This window comes from Methanobrevibacter curvatus, from assembly GCF_001639295.1.
Lineage (GTDB): Archaea > Methanobacteriota > Methanobacteria > Methanobacteriales > Methanobacteriaceae > Methanoflexus > Methanoflexus curvatus.
Window position 1 is genome coordinate 1 of the sequence record NZ_LWMV01000224.1, and the last position, 9,275, is coordinate 9,275.

General features: G+C 23.7%; 9 protein-coding genes. All 9 read right to left on the minus strand.

Annotation, left to right across the window (positions count from 1 at the left end):
- Positions 1 to 211: 211 nt before the first annotated feature.
- Positions 212 to 715 (minus strand): DUF308 domain-containing protein, encoded by a 504-nt coding sequence (locus MBCUR_RS09530; RefSeq protein WP_067092711.1) that lies wholly within the window; start codon positions 713 to 715, stop codon positions 212 to 214.
- Positions 716 to 930: 215 nt separating this feature from the next.
- Positions 931 to 1,611 (minus strand): diphthine--ammonia ligase, encoded by a 681-nt coding sequence (locus MBCUR_RS09535; protein ID WP_067092713.1) that lies wholly within the window; start codon positions 1,609 to 1,611, stop codon positions 931 to 933.
- Between the two features lie 247 nt (positions 1,612 to 1,858).
- On the minus strand, positions 1,859 to 2,692 hold the full coding sequence (locus MBCUR_RS09540; protein ID WP_067092715.1) for a hypothetical protein: 834 nt from the start codon (positions 2,690 to 2,692) through the stop codon (positions 1,859 to 1,861).
- Positions 2,693 to 2,775: 83 nt separating this feature from the next.
- On the minus strand, positions 2,776 to 3,468 hold the full coding sequence (locus MBCUR_RS09545) for a DUF169 domain-containing protein (RefSeq protein WP_067092716.1): 693 nt from the start codon (positions 3,466 to 3,468) through the stop codon (positions 2,776 to 2,778).
- 248 nt (positions 3,469 to 3,716) lie between these two features.
- A complete protein-coding gene (locus MBCUR_RS09550) occupies positions 3,717 to 4,463 on the minus strand; it encodes an exodeoxyribonuclease III (protein WP_067092718.1) in 747 nt (248 codons plus the stop codon).
- Positions 4,464 to 5,061: 598 nt separating this feature from the next.
- On the minus strand, positions 5,062 to 5,766 hold the full coding sequence (locus MBCUR_RS09555; protein ID WP_067092720.1) for a hypothetical protein: 705 nt from the start codon (positions 5,764 to 5,766) through the stop codon (positions 5,062 to 5,064).
- Positions 5,767 to 5,890: 124 nt separating this feature from the next.
- Positions 5,891 to 6,610 (minus strand): hypothetical protein, encoded by a 720-nt coding sequence (locus tag MBCUR_RS09560; protein WP_067092722.1) that lies wholly within the window; start codon positions 6,608 to 6,610, stop codon positions 5,891 to 5,893.
- Between the two features lie 347 nt (positions 6,611 to 6,957).
- Positions 6,958 to 7,908 (minus strand): SPL family radical SAM protein, encoded by a 951-nt coding sequence (locus MBCUR_RS09565; RefSeq protein ID WP_067092724.1) that lies wholly within the window; start codon positions 7,906 to 7,908, stop codon positions 6,958 to 6,960.
- Positions 7,909 to 8,004: 96 nt separating this feature from the next.
- Positions 8,005 to 9,186, minus strand: coding sequence for a hypothetical protein (locus tag MBCUR_RS09570; protein WP_067092725.1), 1,182 nt, complete (start codon positions 9,184 to 9,186; stop codon positions 8,005 to 8,007).
- Between the last annotated feature and the right edge of the window lie 89 nt (positions 9,187 to 9,275).

The window sequence follows — 9,275 nt, forward strand, 5'->3', positions numbered from 1 at the left end:
TATATTAATACTTTAAATACATTTTAAAATATTTTAATTAAATATCTGTTTTTATAAAAAATAATCATTACACAGCCTCATAAGATAAAATAAAAAAATATTTAAAAAAAATAAAAAAACATGATCATATACTATCATTAAAATATCTTAGTTAAATACTAAAAGTTTGTAATGATAAGTATAATGAGCAAATTATTTAAAATATATAAAACTATTCAATGGCTGTATCTCCTTTAAAGAGAATTAAAGCTATTCCATCAATGACTAAACCTATTCCTAAAATAATTGCAATAAATAATGGGTTTAAAAGAGTTAAATATCCTAATATTAATGTTAAGATACCTAAAACAATGAAGATGCCTGAAGATGCTCTTCCAAATACAGATATTCTTGAAAAAATTCCTAAAATTCCTGAGAAAATATACAAGAATCCAAATACAAAGAAGTAAAAACTTGCTAAAATATCAAATAAAATAACGTTTCCAACTAAGAATAACCCTAACATTAAGGTAATTAAACCAAAAATAAAGTTCAAAATAGCTGAGACTTTGTTTTTAGAAAATTCTCCAAATGAGATACCTAAGAAGTAGATTCCAATTAAAAGAAAGACAATAGAAACAAATGTAGATAATACAATTTCACCTAACAATGGAAAGACAAGTAGAAGTAATCCTAAAACAATTGCTAAAATACCTATTAAATTTTTATTTTCCATATAAACACCTTTTTAATTTATTATCTCAAAATATATTTATCTATGTAAATTCATTTAATTTATATAGATTACATTATTTATGTAAATTTTTATATATTAATTTATTTATGTAAACTCATAATTTGTATAGGCTATTAGTTTTATGTAAATTCATTTAACTCATTAAAGTTTATATCAAAATATAAAGAATTCTTAATTTTCCTAATCTTTTTAAATTATTTATCAATTAAAATAGCTTCTTCAATTAGGTATATGCCATTGTCAAAGTTCCAAATTTTTTTTGCATATTTAATCTTAATTGTTTTTTTAAAAATTGGTCCATCTAAGACCATTGTTTCTGCTTCTCCTCCTTCAAATGCCAAATTTATATTTATTTTTGATTTAATCTTTTTTAATTCATCAATGGCTTCATGAGTAATTACTTTTCCAAGCCATAATTCATCTAAACCTTCAGCAAAAACACCAGTCACAATTACCTTAAATCCACTATCAACAACTTCCCTCATATATTCCTCTTCATCTACATGCCAGTAGGGAGCTATTGATTTTAAATTGTGCTTAGTACATAAATTATCTATTCGTGATTTCTGATACTGAGAGTAAAGAGCTCCAGTATAAATGGCTTCAACACCTATTTTTTTTAAATTAACAAATAATTCATCTAAATCTTTTAATTCTTCCTCTTTTTCACCTTCAGTTGTTGAAATTATTATGGGAATGTCTAAAGCTTCAGCTATTAACTCAGTATAATTTATGTTAGGAACATGAAACATGTAGGATGCATCATTTTCACTAATCATAGCACATAATGCAACTATTTCATCTCCTTGGTTTATAGCATAATTCAAAGCCATTGTACTATCTTTTCCACCAGAAAAAAGAACTGCAGATTTCATAAGATTCTAGATAAATATTTTAAAAAACAAAGTTTTTAAAAGCAAACTTTTAAAAAAAGTTTGATCAAAAGGTTTTATTTAAATTCAGAAATATTGTTTTAATAAAAGTATTTGGTATAAGTCAAATATTTTGACTGTATTTATATATTATAAAGAAATTTTATAATGAAGTTTTATAAAGAAATTTTAATTACTCTGATAAATATAATGATTTTATAAATTAATTTTTAAATATTTTTTAATTATTTCATAAGTATTTTTTAATTATTCTCTTGATGTTTAAATATACTTTATTATAAATGGTTTTATAAATATTTTTAATGTATTCTATAAAATTATCAAAATATAGACCAAAGAGAGCAACTAAAATCCCTACAAACCCTGTTAAAAGAATGATGACATTGTTATCAACCATGTTTTTTTTAGTATCTTGAATCTTTTTTGTTACTGGTCCTTCAGTTTTAATAATAACATAATCATCCTTAATTAATTTTGATTTAACTTCTTCTAATTTAGATGATTCTAATGTAATAACTGGGTAGATGTAAACATTTAGTGTGGCAATACCTCCACTGTAGGAAATACTTTCTGAAATATCATTTATAATTTCATTTGGATTTTGGTAATTTGTATTTACTTTAATTACTCCAGAAGTATTTACATTCCATGAAGTTATATTTGAATTAATAATTTTTAGGGTCTTATTAATAAAATTTCCTCGTCTTTCTGTAAAATTAGTTGTCATTAATGTAAAACCCGTACTTTTAACAGAAATAACTCCATCTATTTTTGAAATTTGATTCATAACCGTATTTACATCTGTTTCATTGCTGATTTCTAAGGTTATTTTTTCCTGATTTCCATTAAAAATTTCTTCAATAGCACCTGCAGCATTAGGAATTTCATCATAAATTGGAGTTATGAAAAATAGACCTCCAATTATCCCAATAATAAAGCCAATAGCTATAAGAGAAATAAAGCCTTTTCTATCAATTTTAGGGGTTAAAAGTCCCATTGAAAAAATAAAAATAAATATTATGATTAATAATATTAAATAAACAGCAGAAGTTATAACATCCATGAAAAAACCTATCTATTATTCTATATTAAAAACATTTTTAAACGAAAAAAAAATATTACTTAAAAATTTGATTTGCAATTAAGTTATTTTTCTTTAATGTCTAAAAGAGCATTAACGACACAGCCAATATTTTCTCCAGTTAAACCTACAAACATGTCTTTATCTTCAAGTTCTGCAAACTTTCTTGACCCAGAGCATGCTAATGTAAAGTTAGGATCTTTAGTTATAAAAGGTCCAGCAACTGCATCAGAGCATACAGATTGAATACCTGCAAAATTTGCATTAATCCTTCCACCTAATGTATAAACAATAGATTGTGATAAAATCATTGCCCCATTAGGGTCTGTGATGAGAACAATAACATCTGCTTGAAAGTTAGCATTTTCAAGTGGAGCATATCCTAATGCAAAACTTCTAAGGTCTATTTGAGGTGTTCTATCAAATGTTCTTTTAGCTGATCCAATACTTTTAAATCTTCCTAAAGAGTAATAAAATTCTCCTGTTTTTATATTTTGAGGCATGTCTTCAAGTCCCAATGAAGCTGATCCTCCTTTACAAGCTTGTTCCTGGGAAGTAGAATAAAATGATTCTCCTTCACTAGCTATTTTAACCATTGCACAGTGGGGAATTTTTTTATCAATTTTTACCATCCCATTTGGGATATTTTTACTATTTAAAATAAATTTAATGGCTACAGGAGAATATTCAAGAGACAATTTTTCTTTTAAAATTTTTGAAAAGTATTGATTATTTTCCAATATATCTGATTCATCCATTTTAACACCTAAAAGCAAGGAATTGTTTATTTTATCATATATACATTAGTTATAATCTATTTAATTTTATTTATAATCTATTTAACTTTATTTGCAATCTATTTAATTTTATTTATAATTTATTTATACTATATTCATTTAAATAAAAAAAGCAAAATAAACAAAAATTAATTAAAAAGATGAAAGAATTAAAAAGATAAGACAATTAAAAAGATAAAATAATTAAAAGAATTAAAATAAGTTAAAAATTATAATTCAATTTCTAATTCTATAGGAAGGTGTTTAGAACCCTCAATGTTTAAAATTTTTGAAGATTTAATATTATCTTTAATATCATTACTAACAAAGAAGTAATCTACACGTGAACCTATACCATCTTCTTTTGCTTTTGGAGATTTAAAATATGAATACTCTTCACTATCAGCATTAGACAGTCTAAAACTGTCTTCAAAACCAATAGCTAACAATTCATCTAGTAATTCTGCTTCTTTTTTAAATGACTTTGAGTTTTCTAATTCATTTTTCTCAATGTCTTTTTCACTATGTGCTATAGAAAAATCACCAGCAATTATTGTTTTTTTAATATTAGTTGATTTTAAATAATCAATTAATTCTTTTAAAATTCTTTCTCTTAATTTTAAATCTTTTGCAGCTGAAGGAAGATCAACATTTAATAAATTAAAGTCATTATAATTTAAATTCAATATTCTACCTTTTATTTCATCATTTGGATTTTTTAAGAATTTTTTAGCTATTTTTGCACTGTCTTTAGAGTATGCTGAAACTCCTCCATTGCTTGAATCTAAATCTTTAGAAAAGTAAGAATTATAATTTTCTATTGTTTTTAATTTATTGTCTAATTGTGAGTAGTTAGCTTTTGTTTCTTGGAAGAGCATTATATCTGCATTTTCACTAAAAACTGGTTCTAACTGCTTATTTTTAAATCTAGTTCTAATACCATTAAGATTCCATGAAAGAATTTTTACTTTACTCATTATTTACACTTTCCTGATTAATAAAAATTAATCTAATATTGATATACATTTTTTAATTGTATTCTTTTATTGTTTTTTAAAGAAAAGAAAACAAATAGAAAATCATACAAATTAATTATATAAAAGAGATTATATATAAAAAAAAATTATTTTCAAAAATTATTATTAATATTATAACTTTTTTAATTATAATATATAAATTTATGGTTCTATCAAATGGTTGCATCCTGAATTGATAAAGTAATACATTTAACAGATGAACAATAACTTTTTAATTATATTCTATATGAATTTTTCATGACATTTTTTATTTTGATCTGGTGATTATTAGTTTTAAATGTACTAATGTTCTGGGGTTGGAACAATTCCAAATAAATTATAAAACAAATGCCATTGACATGATGCTCCAAACTATATAAAATAATGATCATAAAATGGTCATGAGCAAAAAATTAATCAAGGGGCATCCTCATTTGAAAAAAAATATAAAGAAAATATAAAAAAAATATAAAAATAATTATTTAGATAAAAAATATTCAATAAATGCTTTTTTTCTTAATAACTGTTTAAAAGATGGTTTTATTAATTTTTAAGTTAACTAATAATAACGAACTATTACTTCATCAAAACCATAACCATAGTATGTTCCATATAAATTAGTTGTTAAAGAATTCCTACCATGACCATAAAATATCTTTGAACCTTCTTCACCAGTTGTATAATCACGATAAAGAAGTTTAATTTGATTTATTTTAGATTTTTTATTTTTTGCAGTTATTTTAATCTTCTGATAATTAATTGTTGGAAAATTCTCACCATTAATATAGTCAGTTATACCTTCTTGAATAATTTTTACATTGGATTTTTTCCCTTTGAAAAATTTAACTACTCTAAATTTTGAGTTTTTAAAGCTAGTAGATTCTTTTTTAACTTTTCCTTTAGTTAAATAATTAATTTTAATCCAAGAAAGACTATTATATAATGGAACTTTTATTTTAATATATTTTTTATTATTAACTTTGACAAGTTTAGCTTTTTTATCTGAAAATTTAATTTTATAAGATTTAATTTTGTATTTATTTCTGTACCCTTTTTTTACTTCAATTTTAAGATATTGCTTAGTTTCATGAAGCTTATAGCTTAAAGTATCAACTTTAAGAGTGACAATCTTTTTATCATAAGTATCTAATTGATGATCTGAAGATTGGTATATGGTTTCACTTGTAGCAAAACTAGTATTTATGGAAAATACTAAAAATAAAATAGCTAAAGCAAATATAAGAAAATAACCTTTTTTATTCATGATTACACCTATTTTCAATATTGGTTAAGTAATTAAATGTTTATATTTTATATTATAAAATTTAAATATTAAATGTTTGAATAGTATATAATTAAAAATTATATATTTGAATGTATAAATCAACTTAATAATAAAACACTTTAAATGCTCCAATTGATGGGGCATGTGTTTTTGGAATATATTTAGTTAAAGTATGCATTCCATGGCCATTGAATGTTTTAACCATTGTTACTTCAATGTGTATAAAATATGCAGTAATAGACTTTAAATAATATTTACTTCCTATGGTTTTAATTTTAAAATGTCGATTAGTTATTTTTATATATCCTTGTCCCTCATTAACAGGAACTCCTGATTCTTTTAAGACGATTTTAGATTTTTTCCCTTTAAAATAAGTTGTTCCTTTCCATTTAGAGTTAGATCCGAAATTCACAGTTTCATTTTTGATTTTACCTTTTGTATTATAATTCACTGTAATTTTATCAAGATATTTATTACCTAAATTAATTTTTACATTAATTTTACTTCTTTTCTTGAATTTACTTAGATTATAATTTAAAGTTTTTCCATTAGAAAACTTCATTTTAATTGATTTGATTTTATAGTTTTTTTGATATAGGCTTTTAACATCAATTTTAAGTATATTTGTATTGTAATATTTTTCTCCTTTAATTACTGATTTATGGATATCTTCAACAGATATAATCTTTTTTTGATAAATATCTGCACTATAATCCTTATATGGTTCAATAACTTCATTACTTACTGCATAACTTGCATTTACTGCTATTATAAAAATAATAGCAACAAAGATTACCGATAAAAATGTTTTTTTAAATTTCATTTAAATTCTCCTATGTTTAATTTGCTGAGATAGGTAATTTTATATTATACGAATTTTAATCAACCAATAGATAAAAAAAACAGAGAATGAAAAGATAAAATAAAAAATAAATAAAATAATAAAATCCTTTCTATCAAAATGTTTATAATGTTCCTGGAAAATTAAAAAAAACAAGCACAATTAATTTTTATCCCAGTTAAAAATATTTTTAAAGTTTGAAGTATTTAATACTTTTCATTTAAATTTAAATCAAATATTTAACAATCTAATATTTAGTAATTAAATATTTAATAATTAAATATTTAGTAATTAACTACTTAATAATCAATCATGTAATAAGCAAATATTTAATAATCAAATAGTGTAGTTTGCTTTAAATTTTCTTTTTTTCTATAATCTACTAGTTTTTCTTTAATTATTTTTCTATAATTAGTATTAATATGGTAATTGGTTTTAATTTTGTTTATTTTAGTAAATAATTCTTTGCTATAATTTCTATCAACCCTACCATTTTTATAAATACGGTAAATTTCAGCATAAAATTCTGGAAAATCTTTTTTTATGAATTTAAGAAAAATTTTTTTTGTTTCTCCATATAAATTAAGTGATCCAAATATTAATGTATGAATATTTCTTTTTTCTGCATTTTTAAATATAGCATCAATATGTTTATAGTTATCACTAATATAGGGAATTATTGGCATGAAATGAACTCCTGTTGATGCTTTTGTTTGATTTCTAACTTTTTTTAAAACATCTAATCTTTTTTTTGAGCTTATTGCATTGGGTTCAATAGCTTTTTGAATCTTTAAATCTAATGATGTTATGGTTGTAGCAATATTAATGAAATTTAGTTCTGATAATTTCTCTATTAAGTCTAAATCACGGAGAATAATATCTGATTTAGTAGAAATAATAGCTGGATTTTTGTGTTTTATAAGAACCTCTAATACTTCTCTCATTAATCCATGTTCTTTTTCAATAGGTTGATAGCTATCTGTAACAGTTCCAATAGCTATCATTTCATTTTTCCAAGAAGATTTAGATAGTTGTTTATCTAATTCTTCAGCAATGTTGGTTTTAATGTAAATATTATTAAAAAAATTTTTTGAATTTGCTTCATTAAGACTAATTGTTTTTCTATAATTTGATTCAAGATATTTATGAGAATATACTGCATAACAATACTTACATCTATGTTCACAACCCCTATAAATGCTTAAATCCCATTTATAAGGCATTGAACATTTAGTCTTTGTACATGCACTTTTACAGATGATTTCTTTATTTTTCTTCATAAAATAATCATTAGATAAATTAGAAAATAATAAATTTAAAAATAATAATTAAAAAATAACAATTAGAAAAATAATAAATTAGAAAGCAATAAAAAATTAATTTTCAACTAATTTAACAAGTTTTGTGTATATTCTTAAGCCAGTTCCACTTCCCTCAGTCCACATTAGAATTTTAACAGGATAATCATAAGGGTTGTAGACTAAAATCTCTGTACTTGGTGAAACATCATAATTTACAGCTTCATGAGCACCATTCATCCCTATTGGAAGTGGAAAGCCAGCAGACATTACAGCTGCTCTTAAAGAACGTGCAGGTGGGCAAACACCATGAGCAGCTGCACCTCCAGTAGCATGGACATCTCTAAGTGAAGTAAATCCAACTAAAGCATTTCCAGATGCAAAAGATTTTGGAGCAACAAATGTTCCATTCCATGCTTTAACAAATTGTCTTGCATTGGATTCTCTTCCAGCATTTCCATACTGTGGATAAGATCCTAAAACACTCATAGCAGTAGTTAAATTCTCTTCTTTATAGTCATGACTATATATTAAAACAGGTCTATTTAAAGGATAAGAACAAGTGTATTTATAAACCTCTTCCCCAAAGTATTCTTTTATTTTTTCTGGTGAAACTAGGGATCGATTATCTGAAAAATTAGACAATCCATATTCTATGACCATTTGTTTGCCTATTTTACCATTTTTTGCCCATTTATAAATATAGTCTGCAGATACAAAGTCATGTGGAACAGTTTCATTCTTAATTTGGTCAAATTCAATAGCTTTAATTGTTTTATTATTTTGTACAATATCTATACCTTTTTCTGTTTTAACTGCATATGTATAAGGAACAGATTTTGCCCAAAGGAAGTTTTCAGGTGCTAATACCGATAGTTTATTATTTTTATAAACTAATACTCCTGGTCCATCAAATGATGTGACTTGACCATTTGCTAAAATACCAGTTTGTGAAATATGCGATACTGGAACTGAAACTGTACCTGTAAAAATAGCTGAAATTACTCCTAAAACATCTAAATTAAGTATGCTAGATTGTAAAAAATTCAGATTTCCTAAAATAGGATATTTCATAGCATTTGAATCTATAATATGATCTCCAGAAAATACAGTTGATCCAACAGGAACTGCAGCCATTTCAACCAAATAATCAGGTTCATACTCCATAGGAGTATAAAATGCTATGATATGTAAAAAAGATACAATAATAATTAAAGCTATAATTATTTTTAAAGAACTTCTATGAATAACACTTGACATAAAATCCCACACATGTTTAATTTTTAATCTAATAAATATGGATTTTAAAACGAACATTTAATACAATAAAAAATAATATAATATTTATT